Below are 22,951 nucleotides of genomic sequence, written 5' to 3'. Positions count from 1 at the left end.
TGAACGTTATAGTTAGTTATTTTCCATATAGGCTCTGACTGTCCTGACATAATCCTGAATCAAAGCTTTGGCTTTATCGGCTCTCAGCTTCGTTCCATTGTATTCGCAAGTAAAATTGAGCTGACCCTCGTCCTCTTCCATCTCCAATATCAAATCGTAAAATCCGTGAAGCTCGATTGAACTCGCGCACAAACCTTTCTTTACAAATGCAGGCACGACGGATGTCTGCTCCTTCGTCATATTCACAGAACGAATGTCGCGGATATCATAGTGATCCCCATGACTTCTCTCCTGGAGGCTGCGGAGCAAGTCATCGAAACGGGCAAGCCGGTTAAAGTCCACTTTCACGGAACATGCGGTATTTCTACGATCCAGCACGGCTTGAATAGTTACCCTGTTCTCCCCGGTAACCTGATGAATAACGTACATATACAAAGCGGCCAGCAATTCATCCAGAGACAGATGTCGGGTTGCCGCTATCCCTTTCAGCCGCTTCGTCATCATGGGTTCCAAAGTAAACAGGAACGCAGGCGCGCTTTCTGCCGCATTTCCCGGATCGGCGTAATAATCCGGAGGAAATGTGACCGCGCCGATCTCCACTTTCTTCCTCAGCGCGAGCTTTTTATTCAGAAATTCAGTTGCAGCCGATATGGACGTATGAGCAAACAAATCTGTGACTTTCAGCAGCTTGGGATATAGTTCATTGAGCTTGGAATAAACGTGGGACAGCTGCATGGAATCACCGCCTGCTTCGAAGAAATTATCATTTACTCCGAAATCGTCCCTGTTCAGCACAGCCTTCCACAAATCGAACAGCTGTTGTTCCAATTCATTTCTCGGCTTCACATGATCCCGATGACTAGTTTGGCTCACATCCGGCTTGGGCAGAGATTTTTTATCCACCTTGCCGTTGGAGGTCAAAGGGATCGCGCTGACTTGAATGAAATAGGCCGGCAGCATATAGTCGGGCAGCTCTTTTAATATATGCTCCTTTAATTCGCCGGCAATCATTTGTTGATCCGACACGATATAAGCGCACAAATAGGTTTTCCCGTCAGTTTCCGTAACATCAACGACAGCCGCACCTTTGACCACCGGATGCTTCAACAGACCATGTTCGATTTCCCCAAGCTCGATTCGATGCCCGCGAATCTTCACCTGATGATCCATTCTCCCCAGAAACTCGATCAGCCCGTCTTCCTTCATTCTTCCATAGTCGCCTGTTCGATACAGGCTTCCAAGCACGGGATGGGTGATAAAGGCTTTGCCGGTTTTCTCCGGGTCGTTCCTATAACCTTTAGCCAGTCCGACACCCCCGATGTACAGCTCGCCGGTAACGCCAAGATGGCACGGGTTCCCCTTCTGATCCAGCACATAAAATTTCTGGTTCGCCAGCGGTTTCCCGTAAGGAATGCTTTTCCACTTCGGGTCTTCATAAGCAATGGGATAATAGATCGACCAGATGGATGCTTCCGTCGCACCGCCTAAACTAATCACCTCAGCACCGGCAAAGTGATGCTTTATGTTTTGGGGAAGACGGAGCGGAATCCAATCGCCGCTGAGCAGCACCAGACGCAGGCTCAGTCGCTCCTTGTGCCGATTCCCGCTTGCTGCCGTTACAGCCGCCGCCGTTTCTCGCACGGTCTCTCCCGCCGCATATTCGGGCCGCTTGACATCGACATGCTCTTTCAAGCCCATTTCAACGGCATGGATGAACAGCTGATTGGGGCCAAGCTTAAAGTAATCCTTAATGCTGTCAAAATTCATATCCCCGATCGAGCAGGTGCCAAGGTTCAGCTTTTCTGCAGCATGTACCATGGCGCCCACCATGATTCCCGTATCAAGGCAAGCATACAAATAACCGGAGCCCCCATATTGGGGCATATTGGCTTCCGCATTATAGACCAAGTAGACGGAGACGGCGGAAGAGTTGAAAATTCCCCTATTGATATAAGCGTGCGCGTCATTCGGGATCGTGCAGTGTTCATTTACCATGCGAAGACTATGATCTACAGGACTATAGTAGTAAATCCCCTGCTTAAGATGCTCTACCCTGTTCTTCTTTACGTAGAGAAATACATCAATCGGGTATAACCCGCCTGCAGAAGGATAATAGTATTTGATCTGGCCGCCGCTCTTCCTTTGCTTGAAGACTGACAAAAACTGCGAAAGATAAGCGAATGGGATGATTTCCTTCTCGTTAAATCTCCGGTGAGTCGACCTGTTCTCCCATGCGTCCGAAAGCGGATAACCCGCTTCTAAATAGACGGTTTCGCCTGCCGCTCCGGCAAACCTTCGATTCAATTGCTCTTTCTTAAACCTCTCATACGATTCGGGATTATACCTGATGTCCTCATCATAAGGATTGTCAAACAGCTTCTCCTGAGCCTTGAATACGTCATGTGGGCGATTCATCGAGGTGACGAGCACTCCGCTTTGAATTAACTCTTGTACAAATGCCGTCAGCTTCTCCTTGGGAATGTCCGTAAAGCGATCGCAGATTTCCTCCGGGAAGCGCCCCTTTTGCATAAAGAAATAAAATCCGGGGAATAGAGTCAACAGCTCCGGGTCCACTTGGACATCATCGTCGATATGATGTTCTTCATCCCATACGACAACCGGCGACCAGAAATATTTTACTTCTTTACGCTGAGTTGTTGGAATGCCGATCTCTTGTTCTTCAGAGGAGATGTCCTGCTTATGCTGAATCAACATATCCATAATTGCGGGAACGGAATTCCATATGGTTACTTTTTCCCGCCGGATGACCTCAAGTAAGTGCGGAGTATCCCGATGATCCGGAATCTGCACCAACGCCGCCCCGGAGAACAGCGCTCCGAAAATGTCGTAAACGGACAGATCAAAGCACAAGGAGGAAATTCCCAGAATTCTGTCCTGTTCGTTGACCTTGAATTTGCGGTTGATATCCAGAATGGTGTTGACAACCGCGCGATGAGTCACCATGACCCCTTTGGGTGTTCCTGTACTTCCCGACGTATAGATGACGTAAGCCAATTGTTCTAAGGAAACCCCGGTTTCCAGATTTTCTCCGGAATAGCTTTCCAGCCCATGCTGGCTATAAAAATCGGGCTCAAGCATGAACTTGCAGTTGCTATGCTCCAAAATATAGTCCATTCGTGCCCGAGGGTATTGAGGATCAATAGGAACATAAACGCCGCCCGCTTTAAGAATTCCCATGATGTTGACGATGGATTCTTTTCGTCTTTCCGCATAGACGCCGATCGAATCCTCGCTTTTTACCCCAAGCTCGACAAGCTTTCTTGCCACTCGATTGGCCCTTTCATTCAGCTCCCGGTACGTCATTCGATAAGTACCTTCAATAATGGCAATATGATCGGCGCTTTTCTCAACCTGTCTCTCGAACAGCTGATGCAGCAAGGCCGGTTTGATTTCCTCCTCCGTCCTGTTGTATTGCTCGATGATCGGCCGTTCTCTGGCCGTGAGCGCCGTCAGTCCGGAGCGATCTATACCGGCCGGGCTTCCGATGGACAAGAGCATGTCGATATACTGGTGAAACATATCCTGTACCATTTCGTCATCCAGAACGTTGGAGACATAATCCCAGTTCAGGAGCAGCTGCCCGTCCATCTGCGACACCTGGTAATCCAGATACACCTGCGAGGTTTGGCCAATCATGTAATGAATATCGCCAATTTGATTCCATTTGCCCCATATTTCATTGGTCAACAGACTTGTAAAGACAACGGGGAGAACCGCCTTATTGCCGTAATGATTGAACTTAGCCAATTCCCGGATGAATTCGACACCGTCATAATGTCTATGCTCAAGCCCCGCCATAATCGTGTCCTGAATCGTCTTCACGCGGTTCCAGAATCCGTCTGCCCGGCGCAAATCGGCATCGACCGGAATGACAGAGGTAAAATCTCCAAGCAGAGCATCCACTTCTTCATGGAATGGAAACCGGTTCACATGCGTCAGACTAATGGCTAATCGAGGCTGATTGCTCCAGACGGCCAGCACCTCTAGGAAGATCGTACATAGCACCGAAGACGGAGTCACTTGATGAGCTTGCGCTTCTTTTTTAATGCGTTCCCAGCTTCCGGGTTCAATCAGCCTTTGCACCCTCTTGAAACAGGGCTTTTTAATTTCAAATAAATCGGCTTTGGCAGGTAAGTTGGGGGCAGCAGGAAAGTCGCTTAATTTCCCCAGCCAATACTTCTTGTCATTCTCGTACATTTCCGACTTTTTCAGCTCTCTATAGGCCAACACATAATCTCTAAAAGAAAATGCGCTTTCTTTCGCTTCCAGCTCCTCGTTGTGATAAAACTGTACCAAGTCGTTAGCGATATTCTCAAAGCTGGCGGCATCAATAATTAACATATCAAGGCCAATGCATAAATAATGGCTGTCAGGACTATATTTAAGAGCTTTAAATTCGAAGAGCGGCCATTGCTCCGGTGAAAATACATGATGCGACATTCTGTCCCGCTCGGCCAACAGCCTTTCCTGAATTTCATCTGCCTTCCTGTGACTCAAGTCTTCCACTTCGATCACATATTCCGGCACCTGCTCAAGTATTTGCTGCTGGTTGTCTGCAAAAACCGCCCGCATCATGGCATGCTTCCGGATCAATTTATGAAGCGCCCGGTTCAGTCTGGGGATATCCATCGATGTCTTCAATTCAATGTATGCGTGTGTAGCGATGCCGCCCAATTCATACCCTTCGTTACGTCCCAATAAGTACGCCATCTGTACATCCGTAAGCGGAAATTTTTCATGCTTGTTCGCCGTATCCGCCTGCACGCTGGGGTAGACGTTCTCTTCTTCAAGACCGGTCTGTTGATCAATCACGCTTGCCAAATCCCTGATCGTGCGGCATTCAAAGAGGGTCCCCAGTTCCATATGTACTTTGAATTCAGACTTAATCTTTCCGGATATCTTCATCATTTGAAGCGAATTAAACTCGTATTCGAAATAATTAGCCGTCACGTCGATGGCCTTGGAATGAATCGTATCCTGCCATATACGCAAGAGGCGTTTTTCCGTATCGCTCTCCAAGTCGCTTGCAGGTCTTTCCAATTCCATGTGCTGTCGCATGAAAGCAAGCGTGATCTGATGAAGCTCATCTGCAAACTCGCCTTCGTTGTACATTCGTCCTAATTTATGCCGGTTGATCTTCCCCGGCCCATTTCTTGGGATGGTCCTAATCGGCACAACATCGTAAACTTCCAATCCCATCTTTTCGCTTACGGTTCTCCTGATATTTTTGATGATATCGATAAAACCGCTGATCTCGTCCTCGTAATGAACAAAAATGCCTACGCCTTCCTTTTTGTTGCCATCATATTTAACTCCGCAAGCAAGGATTTTTCTTCCTTCCACGCCTGCCGCCGTTTCCGCAATTCTTTCAATATCATACGGATAATAATTGCGGCCGTTTACAAAAATGACATCCTTCACTCTTCCCGTTATGACCAGACTGCCGTTGTGCAGGAAACCGAGGTCGCCTGTCGTCAGCCATCCGTCCTGCGAAATGGCCGCGCGCGTAGCCTCTTCATTTTTATAGTAGCCCTGGGTCAGCGATTCTCCGGCAATCTGGACATAACCCACCTTGCCTTCCTCCAGCGGATGATGGTTTTCATCCCCTATTCTAAGCGTGCAGCAAGAAATCGTCGTGCCCAATTCCACAAATCCGGTTGCATGTGGATCGGCAGGGTCCAGCAGAATCACCTCGCTGCCTACTTCAATACGCCGGCGGTCGATATATACGGTCTTCATCTCTTGTCCGACTTCGGAGATCGTTATGCCCGTTGTAGACTCGGTCATGCCGAACAAGGGGACAATCGTATTTCTTGCCAGGTTATACCCTGCGAAATGATCCAGAAATCGATTGCATACGTCGATTGAAATGGGTTCGGCGGCATTGACAATGATCTTGACGCTTGATAAATCCAGAGCGCCTTCAAACGGCTTGTCCGCCATCGCTTCGTTAAGAACGTTCATTGCAAAATTCGGCAAGAAAATAAAGCTGGCCTTATACTGATCCGCTTTTTTCAAGACCGAGAGCGGATCGGAAGCGAATAACGAAGGCGGCATAAGAATCTGCTTCACCTGTGCATAGGCTGCCATGAGATGGTGAAGAAGGAGGCCCACCACATGGGTAAGAGGCATCCAATTCAATAAGCAATCGTTATCGGCATCAAACCTCCATCTTTCGTTCACGGAACGCATATTAATCATTAAATTGGCTTGCGTAAGAATAACAGCCTTAGGGTCGCCCGTGGAACCTGATGAAAACATGAGCAATACCGTATCTTCCGGCTTCGAGTCATAGATCGCAGACTGACCTGAGGTCGAATGATCGATATCTTCGACATCAACCGTCTGCAAGCGAATTTCCCGCGCGATTTCTTCGGCGGCATTCTTTTCGAAAAAATCGTGGATCTTATTCCCCGTGACGCGATTGGTAAATAAGACTGGATGATCGAGCTGACTCCAGATTCGCATCAATTGCATTCTCTGCTCATAGTTAGCCGCAACGCTAACAACAACCGGCACAATACCTCCCAAGAAGCAGGCCCAGCACATCGTCACAAATTCCCGGATATCGGCTAGCTGGAAGATCGCCTCCGTCCCCGGTTTTATCCCTCTTGCTTGCAAAAAAGCCAAGGCACGCAGCGATTGATCATACAGCTCCGCGTAGGATATAAAAGCGTCGTCATGCTCGCCGTTTACCAAAGTCACTCCCTGATCCCTGGTGTCCTGCAACTCGGCTAACATGTCTTTCAGCGTAAGACTCCCTTTTAGGTTTGCTTGTAAATTCACAATCATCCCTCGCTTTTTCCAAATTTACGCCTCTTTGAAAACCCTTTCAAAATAAAATTATTTAAAGTCAAATAACCCCGTTTGATTCGGGCGCATCCGGAAGGTAACAAAAAGCTCCTTATCCGCAATTTGATAATATATATTTTGCTTCAAAACGTGACCGAACGAAAGCCCGGGCGCTTGTTCGAAGGCATGAGCAGGGTAAATTTTAACGTAAGCTTCAAGCTCCCGTTTTATTTTTTGCAGGCTGTCATATAGCTTCTCGGGATCGCCTCCATTCGGATCACAGAAGCCACAGCCTTCAATGAATAAGGTATCTCCGCTAAATAAATGATCCGACAAAAGATAGCAGCAGCTTCCCGCGGTATGTCCGGGAGTCGATAGAGTGATGATTTCTGTTTCGCCAAGCTGGATGGAGTCGTCGCCTTGAATAGGATGTAAATTGCGGCATCTGAAGTTGTAGTAATCGATCTCTTCCTTGGACATGAAGACTTGCGGGTTGTATCGCTCCAGAAGGGGGTTCACTAAGTTGATGTGATCAAAATGGGAGTGAGTTAGCCATATTGCTTTAAGCTGGCCATTCAATCGTTGAAGGCAAGATTCTACTTCGGATAAGTTCCAGGACGGGTCAATAATGGCTATATCTCTTGTTTTCTTATCCACGACAAAGTATATGTAATTCACGAAGTTCATAAAACGGACTCTGAGCTGTTCCATGAAATATGTCGGACTCATGTCGGATTCACCGGACCAACCTCCTCGGATGAATGAAGGATTTATCTCTAATAGAATAGATTGATAAATTTACTTAAAAATAATTTATATTCCAGTAATTAACTTTTATAATCATATCACTTTTCTGAGGAAATAACAACGCCCGTTTCGCGAAAAAGCGACAATGAATGCCCGAGCCGCTTCGCATGATTCCTTTTGCATGAATACCCCTGAATTGGGAATAATTTTGTATAAACTCCCGATTCGGAGGCTTCCTCATGATCCGTATCCTAAACCGATTATTGAAGTCAGCACATAAAAAACAGACTGAAGGAGAAGTGCTGCTGCAAGAAAACCAGGACCTTCAGACTCAACAATTCGTAGGAAATTTAGATCAAAATAGGCAAGCCATGAAAGAACGGTTTCGAAATTGTTCGGATGTTACATACCGGCCCATTCAACTTCAAGGGCAAATGAAAGCACTATTGATCTATATCGATGGAATGGTTGATACGGTCAAGCTTGAAGAAAACGTTCTTAAGCCGCTATTGATCGAAGGATTGCCACAAGAGTTGAATCAACTGGAATCGTTCGAAGAATTCATCCACAATCAAGCTATCGCTACTCGGCAAACCAAACTGACAAGCTTTGTATGGGAAGCCGTACAAGAGGTCTTAAATGGTCACGTCGCCATTTTTGCTGCGGGGGAGAACCAAGTTTTACTCGCCGATCTCCAAGGCTTTGAAAAACGGCAAATTACAGAACCGGAAACCGAATCCGTGGTACGCGGCCCCCGGGAGGGGTTTACGGAATCGCTGCGAACGAATACGAGTTTGCTGCGCCGAAAGGTGCGGAGTTCCAGGTTAAAAATCGAATCGGTAACCCTTGGCGAAGTATCGCGGACGGATGTGGCCCTTGCCTACATTGAAGGTATCGCGCAAGACTCCATTTTGGAAGAAGTTCGAAAGAGGGTTAGCCGCATTCAGATCGATGCCGTGCTGGATTCGGAATATATTGAAGAATTTATCGAAGACGCTCCGTTTTCCGTGTTTCCGACCGTGCAAAACACGGAACGTCCGGACGTTGTGCTCGCGAACTTGCTGGAAGGCAAGATCGCCATTATTGTTGACGGTTCTCCATTTGTGCTCATCGTTCCCATGACGTTTTGGTCGGTCATCCAGGCAGCGGAGGATTATTACGAGCATTTCATCTATACAACATCCATTCGATGGTTGCGATTCATATTGCTCTGCGCTTCTTTTCTGCTTCCTTCCCTGTATGTTGCATCTACGACGTTCCATCCGCAGTTAATTCCAACGGAATTATTGCTAAGTATCGCGGCAGCCCGCGAAGGTGTTCCTTTTCCGGCTGTTGTCGAAGCGATCTTGATGGAAGTGATGTTCGAGGCTTTGCGGGAAGCCGGCATTCGTTTACCTAAACCGGTCGGTTCAGCGGTAAGTATGGTAGGGGCGCTGGTCATTGGAGAATCAGCAGTACGTGCCGGCATCGTTTCGGCGCCTGTTGTAATTGTTGTCGCTTTTACGGGTATCGCCTCATTTGCTCTACCACGATATAATTTGGGACTGGCTTTTCGCGTCCTTCGGTTTCCCCTCCTGATCTTGGGGGGCACGCTCGGTTTTTACGGAATTGGCCTCGGATTGATTGCGCTGCTTATTCATTTAGTCAATCTTCGTTCGTTTGGCGTACCCTATATGTCTCCGGTTTCCCCTCAGATTCCCGGAAATTTAAAGGATATTCTCATACGAGCGCCGCGATGGGCGATGGTTGGGCGTCCGACATTTTTTGTAGGAAGGGACAAAAAACGTATTCCGGAAGGTCAAAAACCCGGCCCGCAACGCGGGAAAACCAAGTAGACGTTGGAGGACCGGCATGTTTATTTATTGGATAGGAGCGCTCTTACATGAAAATATCCGGACTGCAGCTCTTTGGCTGATGTTCAGTCTTGTAACCGGCTCAGGCATGCTGTTTACGTTGTCTCCAACGATTATCGAGGTCAAGCAGGATGCTTGGATATCTGCCGCATTCGGTGGAGTGGTCGGTCTATGCATTGTTTTTCTCGCCGTGAAGTTAAGCCTCCTATACCCGGATCAAACCTTTGTCCAATATAGCCAACAGATACTGGGAAAGTGGTTAGGCAAAATCATCATCGTTCCTTATTTTGCGTTGTGGTATTCGTTAGATGGCATGATATTACGCGACTCCTCCGAATTCGTATACCTCGCGCTGTTTAATAAAACCCCTGTTTAAAAAATCTTGTGACGCTTGCCTTTACTCTTTCTCCGGCTCGTTTCGTTTTCACATAGATGTTACAGTCATCCGCGTAGCGACAGAATCGAAGTCCTCTTCTTTCCAATTCCTTATCTACATCATCCAACAGAATGTTTCCCAACAACGGACTCAAAGGGCCTCCTTGTGGCGTTCCTTCCTCGCTGCTTATACACACTCCGCCGATCATCATCCCTGCTTTTAGGTAAGTTCGAATAAGCTTCAATGCTCGCTTATCCTTCACCTTTCTCGCTATTCTGCTTAATAGGATATCGTGATTGACTCGATCAAAGAATTGCAAAAGGTCAATATCTACCACCATTCGATAGCCTTGTCGGATATATCGTTGTGCTTGTCGTACCGCATCATGTCCGCGACGCTTCGGTCGAAATCCGTAGCTACTTTCTGAAAATTCCGGATCGAATATTGGCGTTAGCACTTGGAGGATGGCTTGTTGAATGAGTCGATCCATCACGGTTGGGATCCCTAGCAATCTCACTCCGCCATCGGGTTTCGGGATTTCGACCCTCCGGATCCCAGTTGGTTTGTAGGTTCCCTCCAGCAATTGCTGGCGAATCTTTCCCCAGTGCTCCTTGATATATTCTCGGAGTTGCTCTATTCTCACTCCGTCGATACCTGCCGCCCCTTTGTTGGATCCACCCGATGTAGGGCATACAGTAGATTCTGCCGCGATATGATTTGTTCCATCAAATCCATCTTCGATACTTCTTCCTTTCGCAGGATGAGCTTCAGATTTTGCCGGTCGATGCTCTGCCCTCTCGGGTACCCTCGGGGCTTCACCCCTACTCTCCCAAAGTAGTTCCTTTTTTTTTTTTCGGAATTCTGCATTCTTCACATCGCTTCTCGAAAGGTTCTGATTCATCCTTGAATTGACGTTCGCCCTTCCGCTTTCCGGCGTCCCATACTTGCGTACTATGGCTTCTGCTGACTCCTGTGCGCTCAACGGAGCCTTTCGATTCCGCTTACCATCTTCAGATGGCGTTCCACACAGGCCTCCCCATGTAAGGGCACCATCTTTCCGCTCATGTGCCTACCCAAGTATACTAGAATAGCCTTTGGCGGCTCTGGACTTTGCCTTGTTAAGCAGGCTCATCCGACTATCCTAGCCTCAAATTGGGTTCGTGTACCTTAGGCCAAGCGTTTGCCTCCAGCTTCCTTCAGATTCCACCTCACGATGGACACCCTTGCTCTTGGCTAACGGTAGGCGCTCGCCAGCCCCCGTTCGGGACTTTCACCCTAGAGATGGCGCCCATGCTGGGCGCACCTACAAAAAAGAACCGTCAGGAATCTGACGGTTCTTTTCTACACGCTTCACACTATGCGGTCAGGGATTGCCCCACCGAAGTAATCACAATCGCCTTGGAGAATCCTCCATTCTGACGATTCTCATCGTAAACAATTAAAGGAAGATCCGCCTTCGGCATCCATACGCGACCAATTTCTACGGCAATAGCAACAGGGGCAGCCAAGAACAGATGCAGCTCGTTGTCATGGCCGTGGACAGATTTAATTTGGTCCATCAGAATCCTGAACTTCTGACGGAACAAACTCAGTTGCTCCTTGCTTTTAAGAAAATCATTGTAGGGGGTATCGATCGTCATTGTCCAGATCGAAGTATCATCCCCCAAAACGCTTGTGATGCGACTGTTATCAACAATCGCACTCAACGAAAGGTTGAGTGCCACAGTCGGATAAGTTATTTCCGGCTTTTTCACCATGAAATCAAACCCATCCGGATGATCTTGCCACTTCCAATCAGGAGGTTCACGATGAAGCTGATACACATCAGCAGCAGGAATGTCCGATAGCAATCTCCCCAGTTCAATCAACAGTGGCTGAGGCGCTAAGGCGAATACTGACAAATGCTTCATATCTCCCGATCCTAATCTCGGTTTAATCTTGTCGGCAAATTGAGATTCTGACGTTCCATCTCCCAATAAAAAGACTCGTTGTCTTTAAAAGGACTGTTGCCAATACCTAACTCTACGGCTGGCTTTTCTGCAGGATATCGCTCCGGATGCATTGCATACACTGCCTTGTCCCAACTAACCGGAGAATGATGCTGGCCGACATTCGCTCCATATAGAAGCACATGACTTTGATAATCTTCTGTGATTGAAGTGAGCATTTCAATTCTTTGTTCGTGCTTTCGTTTCATCTCTTTCAAACGGGTTACCGGGTGCCCCTCTACATCCACTTTATCTATTAGTCGGTGATGTTCATCACATGCCAGCATTAGGTTCTCAATATCGTTCTTTAGTTTTTCCGAAAGAACACTATCTCCACGAGGACCATTGGGTTTGTCTGCTACGATATGTGCGATGTAGGAGATGTTGAACTCAACCTTTGTAAGAGGATCTAACCACAGCGGCTTGTTGCATCCCTCATATTGACAACGGCCCGCAGCCTTTCCCCATAACCGAACTTTTACTTTGTCAGGAATATTTGAGACAGACATGCTATTACACCTCCATTTGAAAAATTCCCTAAATAAAAACACAAGGGCATTCTCCTTCTTGCTTGCGCAATCTGTTGTGAAGGCGTATCCCCCTGTGTTCGCCACTCAGTTAGGCTCGTCTGAGTGAATTCCCTGTGCTTTTGTCAAACAATTCAACTGCTTCGGATTAACCTAACTCTGCCTTTTTCAACTTCTTGACAGTGATTCTCCTGGTTGGAATTCTTGGATGTCTACCTCCACCGAGCCACTTTCCCGTTGCATGCCACATTTCGTAGAAATACAACCAAGCACTCGTCCACGGCACAATCGTCTGAGCGATGTACTTCGTGTTATTCCACTCCCCAGCTCTAGGATAAAAAAGACAGAGCCGCTCTTGATTATACATGTGCGGTATCTTTTCTTTCCCACGACGTTGTAGCTTCGGTGATTGTACTTTTACCGAAATATTCCTCTCGCCGGAGAATTCGATTCCCCCCCATCCCCCGCACATGAAACCGGGCATTCTCCTCCCCTTCAAAATCCACTCGCATCGTCACCCAGCCGTCCTCGTCCGGCTCTGATCGCTCCAGCACCGTCGCGTGGCTCCACAGCCTCATCTGCGCCTGTCCTTTGGGCGACACTTTCACCGTCACGACATACTGGGGCAGGCGCTCGCGGAATGTAGAAGTGGATTCGGTCCAGTAAGCGGCAAGATCAAAATCGGGTGGGCGGGTGAAGCGCTCTTGAGTGGTTTGCGCGTCTTCGATGCGGTCCAGTCGGAACGTGCGGGGCTCCCCTTCGCTGTTAAGGGCGACGAGGTACCACGTCTTCCCTTTTACGACCAGACCAAGTGGGGAGATCAGGCGGGTTTTGGCAGCGTAGGTGATCGTGACTTTTTGACAGGACCAGATGCTTTCTTGAAAAAGGGACAGGGTGGCGGATGGGGATTCGGAGTGTCGCCAGCCGGTGGTGTCGATGTGAAGCCATTGCTGCATCGCACGAGCCTTTTCCCTCGCAGGGGCGGGCAGGGTGTTCAGCAGTTTATGGGACGCCATCTGCGCCACGCTTTCCAATCCCAAGTCGCGCAGGACGTTTGGAGGCGGGGGGAGGAGCAGGAGGAGGCGTTCTTGTTCGGAGAGTCCGTTTAGCAGCGTTCGGGGATTGTAGTCGTCCAGCAGTCGCCAGCCTCCCCCGGTGCCACGGTCCGCGACGACGGGGAGGCCCCGCTGTGGAGAGGGCTTCCATGTCGCGCTGGATCGTGCGGATGGAGACTTCGAGGCGTTCGGCGGGGTCTTTGGCAGTCATGCTTTTATGGAGCTGCAAGAGCATGATGATCGAAATGAGTCGGTCTGCACGCATCAAAACGCACCTTCTTCCTTCAAATAGGACACTAGATGTCTTATTTCTACTGTACTGTAGAAGATGGAGGTGGAACAAGATGGATCTACAAGGCAAAGTCGCAGTCGTCGCCGGGGCCACCCGTGGCGCAGGGCGGGCGATTGCGGTGACGCTCGGGGAAGTGGGGGCGACTGTGTATTGCACGGGTCGCAGCGTGCGCGGGCAGAGCTCAGACCTCGGGCGTACGGAAACGATTGAGGAGACGGCGGAGATGGTCACCCAGGCCGGCGGCCTCGGGATTGCGGTGCAGGTCGATCATACGGAGGAAGAACAGGTGCGGGCGCTGTTTGCACGGATTGAGGCCGAGCAGGACGGGCGACTGGACATTTTGATCAATGACGTGTGGGGCGGCGACATGCTGACCGAGTGGCCGCTGAAGTTCTGGGAGGCTTCTCTTGAAAAAGGTCGCCTTCTGCTCGAACGCGCCGTCTGGTCGCATATCTTGACGAGCCGCTATGGCGTGCCCTTGATGGTCAACCGAGGCGCAGGGATCGTGATCGAGGTGACGGACGGGGAAAATTATCAGTATCGGGGCAACCTCTTCTATTCGCTCGCCAAAACGGCAGGCGTGCATCTGGCCGTGGGCATGGCCGCCGATTTTGCATCTCGCGGGCTGCCGATCACAGCGGTTGCGGTCACGCCCGGTTTTCTGAGATCGGAAGCGATGCTCGACCTCTTTGGTGTCACGGAGGAGAACTGGCGGGAAGGGGCGGCGAAAGACCCGCATTTTATCGCGTCGGAAACGCCTTATTATGTGGCGCGCGCGATTCGGGCGCTCATCTGCGACCCCGATGTCGGGCGGTTTGCCGGGCAAACGCTGAGTTCGTGGGGGCTGTCGGAGGTCTATGATTTTGTGGATCTCGACGGACGGAGACCTCATTGGGGACGGTACTTTCGGACGATCTAAGCCTAAAGACCTGAACGCGGGCCTGTCCTCCCTCATGCCTTCTTTTCTCTTCTTGTGAATGCTATAATACTCATATCCATTACCAGATATCGTAAAGGAGGGCATCCGTTCATGAACGCGAACCAAATTCTCGAAACGTTGCCGCATCGCTATCCGTTCCTGCTTGTCGATCGAATTGAATCGGTTGAGGAAGGTCAAAAGGCGGTCGGGATCAAGAATGTCAGCATCAACGAACCGTTTTTCCAAGGGCATTTCCCAGGATTTCCGGTGATGCCGGGGGTGCTGATCGTCGAGGCGATGGCACAGGTTGGAGCCGTCGCGATGTTGAGCGTGCCGGACTTTAAAGGCAAGATCGCCTTCCTGGCCGGGATTGACGGTGCTCGCTTCCGCCGCCAAGTCGTTCCGGGCGACCAACTGCGCATCGAAGTCTCGATCACGAAACTCAAAGGCGTCATCGGCAAAGGACAGGCCGTTGCTTATGTCGACGGCGAGCTGGCCGCTGAAGCGGAACTGACCTTCGCGATCAAAAAAGACTAATTTTGAAGACAAAAAAAGGGATTCTCACGACCCGCGTGAGAATCCCTTTTTGGCGTTATGAAGTGGTGCCGACGAGACTGCGATGCTCGTGGGCAAACGTTTCAAGGAACGTCGGTTCCAGGCCGAATGCGGAGTAGAGCTCTTGGCAGAAGGCAAGGATCGACGCAGCTGCTTTTGGTTCCGAGAGCAGCATCATGTGGTTGGACGAGTCGATGTCGAACAGGTGGAAATCGTCGATCTGACGTTCAAATTCGGTCCAATAATCCCCTTGGTCGAATACGGGGCTCGTCTTGACTTTGAAGTACGGTTCCAGCGCCCCGAGGAACGAGCCGCTTTTGTTGCGGAAGAAATAGGCGCTGACCTCTTGCGGATTGGGCAACGGCAAGATGGTAAATCCGCTGCGGTCGAACGCTTCCTGCACGTCAGAACTACTCTGAATCATGGTGTTCAGGTAGTCTTCCGTGCGCTTGTAGCCGCGCTCGCGGGCCAGGGTCAGCAACTGCTTGGAATATTCCTCATCCGAGAGCGTCGGGTCCAGATCATCACGGTGAATCAATGTGGTCGGAATCTTCTCCGGCTCGTGCTGAATCTCGGTGAGCAGGGTCATGTTGAGCGATTGCAGGATCGCGGTTTTTCTATTGAACATCGCTTCCGGCAACATGGTCTTGGTGTAGATTTTGTCCGAATACAAGGTGTCGAGGAACACGATGGAGTTCACTTTTTGCCCCAGTTCCTGCAACTGACGGGCCACTTCGTAGGCGAGGAGGCCGCCGAGCGAATAGCCGCCGAGGTCATACGGCCCTTCCGGCTGCACGGTCTGAATGATGTGCACGTAATACGCGGCCATCGCGTAGATGCCTCGGATCGGGGTGCGGTTGCTCATCCAACCACGCGCTTGGATGCCGTAGAAGGGTCGGTTGCTCACTTTGGCGATCATCGAGTAGATGCCGACGCCGCCTGCCGTCCCGTGCATCCAGAAGATCGGACGACCTTCCGTGGCTTGGTTCAGCAGGATGAGTTCCGGGAACTGCGACAAGCTGGTCTGCACGGGCTTGTGGGCCGGCGGTGCTGCGAGCGGTGCTTGCGGCGGTGCGGGAGTCTGGCTCACGATCTCCGCTTTCGGTTTCGCCCTGGTCGCCCCATTGGGGACCAGCTCTCGAATCAGGTCTTCCATCGATCGGCATTCGCTCAGTTTGACGAAGGAGAAGGACGGGTCGATCTGCGTTTGTATCTGCTGTAGCAGCTGCATGAACAGAATCGAGTCAAACCCGTAGTGGTCGAGCGGCTTGTTCACCTTCAGCTCCGCAGGCGTGAGGCCCACCAGTTCGGAGATGATGCCGATGACTCGCTCCTGCAGATCCTCCGCGATGGCGAGGTCCTGTTCCTCACAAACGGGAACCGCCTCGGAAGCAGAAGCTGCAGCGACTGCTGGCAGGCTCTGCGTTGTCAGCTCTCGTCTTGCGATTGTCGGAGCGGTCAGCCAGCAGCGGCGGCGCTCAAACGGATAGGTCGGCAAGGAGATGCGACGGGCGGACGCTCCGCCTTGCAGCGCTTCCCAAGGAATCTTGCCGCCTTTCGCCCAGTAGAGGGCTAATCTTCCAAGATTGCCCTCTGCCAGCAAGGCTCGAAGAACGGTCTCTCCGGTGATCACAGCCAGAAGATCGAGGATCTCGGAATGAGACTCGTTCAGGTCGCCGAGATAGAGCGCGATGGGCACGTCGCCTTTTTTCAAATAGCCTCGCAGACCTTGCATCAGCTCGTCGCGGCTTTGTACCACCATCGCAAGTCGCGCCTCCATCTCGTCACGGCCGACTTGCAGCGTGTGCGCGATGTCAGGCAGCTTCAAGCTCTCGTCGGCTTCGAGGAACGCGAGCAGCTGTGCGGCAACCTCGTCCAGACGCTCGCGATTCTTCGCGGAGAGGACGATGATCTGCGGTGCATCCGTCGGTTCGTGATCGACCGCCTCTTGCTGCGCCGGGATGTATTCTTCGACCACAAGATGCGCGTTCGTGCCGCTGATGCCGGTCGTGCTGACTGCACCGAGGCGCGGGCGCTCATCGGCCGTGGTCCACGATCTGTTCTTGGTATGAAACACGAACGGGCTGTCTGTCAGGTTGATGTAGTCGTTGCTCGACTCATAGTTGTGCAGAGCCGGAATCGTCCGCTCTTTCATCGCCATCAGCATGGAGATCAAGCTGACGACGCCGGATGCGGCGAACGTATGCCCGATCAACGGCTTGATCGAGCCGAGCGCGCAGTATTGCGTCCGGTCGGTGTGTCGGCGGAAGGCGTTGGTGAGCGCCTGCACCTCGATGGGGTCTCCCAATCTGGAACCGACGCTGTGGGAGAGCACATACTGGATGTCGGCCGGGTTGATGCCGAAGCGCTTGTAGACTTGATGAAGCAGCTCTGCTTGGCTCGCAGGGCTTGGCGCGGTGATGCCGTTGGTCTGGCCGTCGTAGTTGACGGCGCTGCCCTTGATGCAGCCGTAGATCTGATCGCCATCCTCCAGCGCTTTGCTCAGCGGCTTGAGCACGACGACAGCTACCGCTTCGCTCGGCACCAGGCCATTTGCACGCCCGTCGAACACAAAGCAGGTGCCATCCGGGGAGAGCATGTCGAGCTTGCCCATGCCGTTGTGGATCATCGGCGAGATCAACAGGCTGACACCGCCGGCCAGCGCCATGTCGCATTCGCCTTGGCGCAGGGCTTGACAGGCTTGGTGAATCGCGACGAGACCGGACGAGCAGGCGGCGGTGATCGCCATGTTCGGGCCCTTGAGGTTGAGCGCATAGGAGATGCGGGCCGCGAGCGTGGCGTTCTGGTTGCTGTTCAGCGGACTGTCCTCTCCGACCAAGAACCCGTACTCTCCCTCTTCCACCCCGACATAGACGCCGCATGCGGTTCCGCGAATGCGCTCGCCCATATAGCCGGCATCTTCCAGCGCATGCCATGCTTCCTGCAGGAACAGGCGCTGTTTCGGATCGATGTACTCCGCTTCTTTGGGCGAGATCTTAAAGAACAAGGGATCGAAGCGGTCGACGTCCGGGACAAATCCGCCCCATTTGCCCATGCCCTTCTCTTCCCGCCAGTCCCAGCGGTCAGACGGGACGACCGTGATCGCTTCCTTCCCGTCTCGGATGTTTTTCCACAGTTCCTGCACGTTGCTCGCCTGCGGGAATCTGCCGCTGATCCCGACAATGGCAATCGGCTCCTGCGCACTGCGCACCGCTCCTCCGGCCGCGAATCGCGCCTTGCCGGTCTTTTTGCGCGAAGGGCGCTTGGACGGGGTGCTGACGATTGGAGCGACAGGTGCTGCCGCGATCGCCGGTGCGGATGCCGCTTGCTCTTGGTAGAAGTCCCGCATTGCCTCCCCATGTGTGACCGCGTAAAACTGGGACAGAGCTCTGATCGTGGAATGCTCAAAGAACAAGGCGGGCGTCACGGCAATGCTGTAGTGTTTCGACAGGAAACCGGCAAACTCGGCCAAGCTGATCGAATCAAACCCGAAATCGGCCAAGTTCTCCTCGACGTCCAGTTTGGTGCGCGGAATCTTGAGAACGGAGCTGATCTGCTCTTTGAGATCCCACTCCACGCACTGTTCGAGCGTGAATCCTTTCATCTCCGGACGTCTTCCCTTGCCGGAAGAGGTGTTGCTGCCGGAATGCACTGGCACCGGAGTGGGCGCTGCCGACTTCGCGAGGCCCAGCATGCGTTCGATGCGGCTCGGCTGGCCGACCATCACAAGATGCTGGGTGCGGTTCTGCGACAGGATGCGGTCAAAGATCGCAAGGCCCTCTTCCACTTCCAAGAAGCGTTGCCCGCTGGTCTTGAAGTAGGCTTCTGTGTTTTCTTTCTTCTCAAAATGCATGCCCCCGGCTTTCCAAAGCGGCCAGTTGATGACGAATGTTGTCCCGTTGCGCAGCTCGCCATAGGCCATTTGGAAGCGGTTGGCAATCGCATAGTCGCACGAGCCGAAGTCCCCGATGATCGCCGACGAAGAGGAGAAGTAGCAGGTAAAATCAAGTTCCGGCTCCCCTTGCAGCAGTTCGTCGAGCAGAAGCGTTCCTTTGACCTTCGGGGCGAGCACTTGCTGGAACCGGCGGTCATCCTTGTCGAGAATGCTCTCGGCTCCGACGAGGCCGGCTGCGTGCAGGACGCCGTGAACACGGCCGAACTGCGACCGGGCTTCTGCAAGCCCCGCCTCCATACGCGTGCGGTCACAGACGTCCGCTTGCAGATAGAAGACGCGGCTGTCTCGTTTTTCAAGCGCTTCGATCTTCGCCTGTTTGGCAGCATCGAGCGCCGAGCGCCCGGTCAGGATCAGGTTGACCGGGTGTTTGCCAGCCAGATGCTCGGCGAACAGGTAGCCCAGACCGCCGAGCCCGCCGGTGATCAGGTAAGTGCCGCCCGATTTCAGCAAGGTGGAAGAGCCGGCTTGGATGCGGGTCGGCTGTACCTTGCAGACGTGGCGCTTGCCGTTTCGGTAGAGGACGCTTTCGATTTTGGAAGCATTGAGCTCGTCCAGAAGGAGATGCATGTTCTCCTGCAAGGAAACGGCCCCGGCTTCTTGCATCACGACAGCCGCTCGGGTATCCGGGAGCACCAAGCCCAAGGAGCGCTCAAAGCCGATCCATGATTCAAGGAACGCACGCTCGGTCGCATTTCGGTGCTGGCCGACGAGCATCAGGCTCTTGGCTTTAAGCTTCGTCGTCGCAAGGGCTTGTACGATGTCGAGGATCGGTTTCGTGTCCTCCACGAGCGAAGCGTCTTCCAGCGGCCAGAGGTAGAGCAAGGCATCAACTTCCCCCTGCTGTTCTTGGACGCTGCGGAGCGCCTGCTGGCAGGATGTCCCTTGCGCGACGAAAAGGACCTGCGTCTGCGGGCTTCGCGCCTGCACCGCTTCCACGACCGCACGCTGAGCCTCCGCATTCGAGAGGAAGCAGAGCAGCGTGTTCAAGTTGGACGGCGCGTGGTTGTTTCGAGCTTGTTCTTGCCAGATCTCCTCAAAGGTCATCAAGGCAAACGGCTCGGCGGATGGAGAGACCGCTTGCGGGCGGTTCTTCTGCGTTTGCAGACCGCTGATTTGCAGACAGACCTTGCCTTGTTCGTCGCAGAACGTGAAGTTGCCGTCGTCTGCCACAACCCACATGGAGGAGGGGCAAGGGGCATAGATCGCGACCTCTTGCAAGGTGGCGGGCACACTCCCTTGCAGCACGGCATCCGGCAAGTGCGGATGGAGCAGAAACTGCGAAGGCACCATCGGCAGCGTGACGCGCGCGCCCCGCTCCTGCAAGGTGGACGCATCGAGGAGTGGCGCTTCGTCCTCTGTCAGCACGGCGCTTCCTGATGCGTGCAGCTCTTCCTCGTCGTTGTAGATCTCAAAGGAGATCTCGCCATTAGCGGCCGGGTACAGTGCGATGTGCACCTGCGACCCGTCAGCACCCACTGCGAGCGGCGACTCCCAGACGATATTTTGCAAACGAAGGCGGGTGCGACCTTCCTTCAGAGCGCCGGACGCCTGTTCCACAGCCGCGCGCGCCATCTCCAACAGGGCGAATTCCGGCACCATCCGATCGCGAAGGAAGGTCTCCTCGCCGGTAAAGACGGTGCTGTAGCGCATTTCGGTCAGGTCTGACGTGTTGCGATGGAGCAGCGGATGCAAGGCGTTGACGGCAGATTTTGCCTGCTTGCCGAAGCCTGTCTGCACGATTTCAAACGCAGGCAACGGGTAGCGCTCTTGCGCAAACGAATAGGTCGGCAGTCCGGTCAGTCGCTTGACCGTCCCCGCCGGGTAGAGCCCTTCCCAGTCGATCCGGTTGCCGTTGACCCACAGTTCTGCAACCGTCTTGAGCTTGCGGTTGTGCAGCAGGCTCAGGAGTAACGCTTGTCCCTCTTCGGTGTCGGCCAGATTGATCCCGTTGACGCTGCCGTTCTTGCCGACGGTGCCCACGAAGACTTCTCCAGACTTGCCGGCCCCTGCTAGGTAGCGTTCGAGCTGGCCGATCAGCTGGTCCCGGTCTTTGACAACGATGGCAAGCCGTTGTGCCATGCTCTCTCTCGCCACTTGGTAGGTGTACAGGAAGTCGGGGAGCGAGACGTCCGGGTGAGAGCGGAGGTAGCGGAGCGCGGCATCGGCATTGGCTTGCAGCGATTCTGCACTTTGGGCCGACAGCACGAACAGACCTGGCATCGCTTCGTTGATCGGCGCTGCAACCGTACGCGACGGATTGGGATAGTCTTCGATCACCACATGGGCATTCGTGCCGCTGTAGCCGAACGAGTTGACGGCAGCCAGGCGCTTGCCATTTCGATTGGGCGTCCACTCGCGACGAGCTGTGTTGACATAGACCGGGCTGTTGGCAAAGTCGATGTGCTTGTTGCCCTGTGCATACTGGATGGAGGGCGGCATCTCTCCATGCTTCATGCTCATCAAGACTTTGATCACGCCCAGCACGCCTGCTGCAGCCGTCGTGTGACCAATGTTCGCCTTGAGCGAACCGATTCCGCAGAAGCCTTTCTGAGTCGTGAACTTGCGGAAGGTGTTGTTAAGGGCGTGAATCTCGATCGGATCGCCAAGCTTGGTGCCCGTGCCATGCGCTTCGATGTATTGAATGTCTTCCACGTCGATCTCGTACTTGCGGTAGATCGATTCTTGCAGCTGGCTCTGCGCGAGGAAGCTCGGCGCGGTGATGCCGGAGGTCTGGCCGTCTTGGTTGGTGCCGCTGCCTCGGATGATGCCGTAGATGTGGTCGTTGTCCCGCTCGGCATCGCAGAGGCGCTTGAGAATCAAGACCCCGACGCCGTCGCCGACGACGATGCCGTTCGCTCCATCGTCAAACGGACGGCACTCGCCATTGGGAGACAGCATCCCGGCGTTGTGCATGGAGATGAACGAGCCCGGATGGCTGTAGACCGTGATTCCGCCTGCGATGGCGAGGTTAATCTCCCCGCTCTTCAACTGCTGGCAGGCCAGGTCGATCGCCACCATCGACGAGGAGCAGGCCGTGTTCACCGCCAGCGCCGGCCCTTTCAGATCCAGATAGTACGCCATGCGAGCCGCGAGGATGCTGATGTCATATCCGAGCATGGAATAATGGGAAAAATCTTGAGCGAGCGCCGAGGAACCGGCGGTGCCGATAAAGGTGCCGGCGGGCTGCCCGCGCAGCTGCGTCGGGGTGTAGCCGGCATCTTCTAAAGACTTGTACGTTTCTTCCAGCAAAATACGCTGGGTGACGTCCATCTTCTCAGCTTCGATGGCCGAGATGTTAAAAAAGAGCGGGTCGAAGCGGTCGATGTCGTCCATCTTGCCATAGTTGATCGGAAACGGATTGGACGAATGGGCTTGGATGTATTCCAGGCATTTCGGATCGCTCACTTCGCTGATGCATTTTTTCCCGTCGCGAATCAGGTTCCAGAATTCTTCTTGATCGCTCGCCCCGGCACTCCGGACGGAGAGACCGATGATGGCGATCTCATCGGTCTCGACCCGTGCTTCGCGAGCGGGCGGAGTGGGTGTCGGTGCTGGTGTTGGTGTCGGCGTTGGTGCCGATACCGTCGGCTGTGCTTGTTTTGCAGGTTGTACGAGGGTACGGAACTGCTTTTCCATGTAGACCGCCAGAGACTCGAGGTCTGCACATTCAAATACAATGCTGGTCGGCAGGTTCAGGTCGAACCGGACGTTGATCGCTTCGAGCAGTTCAACCGCATTGAGCGATCCGATCCCCATTTCCTTGAAGGTATCCGATTGCTCCAGTTCGGTGCGTTCCAAACCCAAGGTCTGTTCGAAGATCTCGAACAGGATCTCTTTGATCTCAGTTCTGGTCATCCCGGAACTCATGCTC

General features: G+C 52.7%; 12 protein-coding genes and 1 pseudogene. 4 read left to right on the top strand and 9 right to left on the bottom strand.

Annotated elements, in window-relative coordinates; all coding sequences use genetic code 11:
• Positions 1 to 12 precede the first annotated feature (12 nt).
• Positions 13 to 6,762 (bottom strand): AMP-binding protein, encoded by a 6,750-nt coding sequence (locus BLO51_RS09195; RefSeq protein WP_217266708.1) that lies wholly within the window; start codon positions 6,760 to 6,762, stop codon positions 13 to 15.
• A gap of 102 nt (positions 6,763 to 6,864) precedes the next feature.
• Positions 6,865 to 7,524: an MBL fold metallo-hydrolase gene (locus BLO51_RS09190; protein WP_245719591.1), complete on the bottom strand. Its 660-nt coding sequence runs from the start codon at positions 7,522 to 7,524 to the stop codon at positions 6,865 to 6,867.
• 275 nt (positions 7,525 to 7,799) lie between these two features.
• On the opposite strand from BLO51_RS09190, the gene BLO51_RS09185 reads away from it, so the two are divergent.
• Both BLO51_RS09185 and BLO51_RS09180 read left to right on the top strand, forming a co-directional pair.
• Entirely contained in the window at positions 7,800 to 9,395 is a 1,596-nt protein-coding gene (locus BLO51_RS09185) for a spore germination protein (RefSeq protein ID WP_090670137.1), read from the top strand.
• A gap of 16 nt (positions 9,396 to 9,411) precedes the next feature.
• Positions 9,412 to 9,789, top strand: a complete 378-nt coding sequence (locus BLO51_RS09180; RefSeq protein ID WP_090670134.1) for a GerAB/ArcD/ProY family transporter — start codon at positions 9,412 to 9,414, stop codon at positions 9,787 to 9,789.
• Here the strand turns inward: BLO51_RS09180 and ltrA are convergent.
• The 6 genes and pseudogenes from ltrA to BLO51_RS31165 all read right to left on the bottom strand — a co-directional run.
• Positions 9,782 to 10,524, bottom strand: a pseudogene (ltrA, locus tag BLO51_RS09175) (group II intron reverse transcriptase/maturase); the annotation flags it as partial. The gene BLO51_RS09180 and the pseudogene ltrA overlap by 8 nt on opposite strands.
• Positions 10,525 to 11,144: 620 nt before the next feature.
• Entirely contained in the window at positions 11,145 to 11,699 is a 555-nt protein-coding gene (locus BLO51_RS29725) for an SAVED domain-containing protein (protein ID WP_245719590.1), read from the bottom strand.
• 11 nt (positions 11,700 to 11,710) lie between these two features.
• On the bottom strand, positions 11,711 to 12,286 hold the full coding sequence (locus tag BLO51_RS29720) for an HNH endonuclease (RefSeq protein ID WP_217266706.1): 576 nt from the start codon (positions 12,284 to 12,286) through the stop codon (positions 11,711 to 11,713).
• Between the two features lie 166 nt (positions 12,287 to 12,452).
• Positions 12,453 to 12,776 carry a type II CBASS E2 protein gene (locus BLO51_RS31360; RefSeq protein WP_483825083.1) on the bottom strand — a complete coding sequence of 108 codons (324 nt, stop codon included), beginning with the start codon at positions 12,774 to 12,776 and terminating at the stop codon, positions 12,453 to 12,455.
• On the bottom strand, positions 12,664 to 13,320 hold the full coding sequence (locus BLO51_RS09160; RefSeq protein WP_090670128.1) for a helix-turn-helix transcriptional regulator: 657 nt from the start codon (positions 13,318 to 13,320) through the stop codon (positions 12,664 to 12,666). Before BLO51_RS09160 ends, BLO51_RS31360 begins: the two co-directional genes overlap by 113 nt.
• Positions 13,307 to 13,624 carry an HTH domain-containing protein gene (locus tag BLO51_RS31165; RefSeq protein WP_090670125.1) on the bottom strand — a complete coding sequence of 106 codons (318 nt, stop codon included), beginning with the start codon at positions 13,622 to 13,624 and terminating at the stop codon, positions 13,307 to 13,309. The genes BLO51_RS09160 and BLO51_RS31165 overlap by 14 nt, the downstream gene beginning before the upstream one ends.
• Positions 13,625 to 13,703: 79 nt before the next feature.
• Here BLO51_RS31165 and BLO51_RS09150 point away from each other — a divergent pair, with 79 nt between their 5' ends.
• A complete protein-coding gene (locus BLO51_RS09150) occupies positions 13,704 to 14,570 on the top strand; it encodes an SDR family oxidoreductase (protein ID WP_090670122.1) in 867 nt (288 codons plus the stop codon).
• Between the two features lie 111 nt (positions 14,571 to 14,681).
• Positions 14,682 to 15,107 (top strand): 3-hydroxyacyl-ACP dehydratase FabZ, encoded by a 426-nt coding sequence (fabZ, locus tag BLO51_RS09145; protein WP_090670118.1) that lies wholly within the window; start codon positions 14,682 to 14,684, stop codon positions 15,105 to 15,107.
• 55 nt (positions 15,108 to 15,162) lie between these two features.
• Here the strand turns inward: fabZ and BLO51_RS09140 are convergent, their stop codons facing one another.
• On the bottom strand, positions 15,163 to 22,947 hold the full coding sequence (locus BLO51_RS09140) for an SDR family NAD(P)-dependent oxidoreductase (protein WP_090670115.1): 7,785 nt from the start codon (positions 22,945 to 22,947) through the stop codon (positions 15,163 to 15,165).
• Positions 22,948 to 22,951 lie beyond the last annotated feature (4 nt).

The sequence above is a fragment of the Paenibacillus tianmuensis genome, assembly GCF_900100345.1.
GTDB lineage: Bacteria > Bacillota > Bacilli > Paenibacillales > NBRC-103111 > Paenibacillus_G > Paenibacillus_G tianmuensis.
Note: the sequence above shows the minus strand (reverse complement) of the source record. Positions and strands in the feature narration are given on the sequence as shown.

Bases quoted from the DNA above. Each gene is read 5' to 3' on its own strand.
- BLO51_RS09195 (WP_217266708.1), bottom strand. From the start codon at position 6,762: ATGTTAGCCGAGTTGCAGGACACCAGGGATCAGGGAGTGACTTTGGTA.
- BLO51_RS09190 (WP_245719591.1), bottom strand. From the start codon at position 7,524: ATGGAACAGCTCAGAGTCCGTTTTATGAACTTCGTGAATTACATATAC.
- BLO51_RS09185 (WP_090670137.1), top strand. From the start codon at position 7,800: ATGATCCGTATCCTAAACCGATTATTGAAGTCAGCACATAAAAAACAG.
- BLO51_RS09180 (WP_090670134.1), top strand. From the start codon at position 9,412: ATGTTTATTTATTGGATAGGAGCGCTCTTACATGAAAATATCCGGACT.
- BLO51_RS29725 (WP_245719590.1), bottom strand. From the start codon at position 11,699: ATGAAGCATTTGTCAGTATTCGCCTTAGCGCCTCAGCCACTGTTGATT.
- BLO51_RS29720 (WP_217266706.1), bottom strand. From the start codon at position 12,286: ATGTCTGTCTCAAATATTCCTGACAAAGTAAAAGTTCGGTTATGGGGA.
- BLO51_RS31360 (WP_483825083.1), bottom strand. From the start codon at position 12,776: ATGTGCGGGGGATGGGGGGGAATCGAATTCTCCGGCGAGAGGAATATT.
- BLO51_RS09160 (WP_090670128.1), bottom strand. From the start codon at position 13,320: ATGGCGTCCCATAAACTGCTGAACACCCTGCCCGCCCCTGCGAGGGAA.
- BLO51_RS31165 (WP_090670125.1), bottom strand. From the start codon at position 13,624: ATGCGTGCAGACCGACTCATTTCGATCATCATGCTCTTGCAGCTCCAT.
- BLO51_RS09150 (WP_090670122.1), top strand. From the start codon at position 13,704: ATGGATCTACAAGGCAAAGTCGCAGTCGTCGCCGGGGCCACCCGTGGC.
- fabZ (WP_090670118.1), top strand. From the start codon at position 14,682: ATGAACGCGAACCAAATTCTCGAAACGTTGCCGCATCGCTATCCGTTC.
- BLO51_RS09140 (WP_090670115.1), bottom strand. From the start codon at position 22,947: ATGAGTTCCGGGATGACCAGAACTGAGATCAAAGAGATCCTGTTCGAG.